Annotated in this window: 1 protein-coding gene; it reads right to left on the reverse strand. The window is 48.0% G+C overall.

The genetic code is table 11. The features are described 5' to 3' along the window. A partial coding sequence (locus tag SB772_RS44170) for a LysR substrate-binding domain-containing protein (RefSeq protein WP_410839045.1) occupies window positions 1-245 on the reverse strand: 245 nt, incomplete at its 3' end. Between the last annotated feature and the right edge of the window lie 3 nt (window positions 246-248).

Raw genomic sequence — 248 nt, forward strand, 5'->3', positions numbered from 1 at the left:
GTGATAAGCAGATCAATATCACCTTCCATAAGTAGATGATGCGGCTCAGGCTCAAACCCTGTGGCAAAGTCTAGCTCAACATCCGACCATTCACGGCGATAGTGGTTGAGTATCGGCATCAGCCAATCAAAGCAGCTGTGGCACTCTGATGCTAGGCGTAATCTGCCTGCTTGACCATGTGCTAAGCGTTTAAGGTTAGATTTGGTGCGAGTAACTTGCGGTAGGATATTGTCTGCCAATGCCAATAC

Origin of the sequence: Paraburkholderia sp. SIMBA_030, from assembly GCF_046535245.1 — a bacterium.
In the GTDB taxonomy this organism is placed as follows: Bacteria; Pseudomonadota; Gammaproteobacteria; order Burkholderiales; family Burkholderiaceae; genus Paraburkholderia.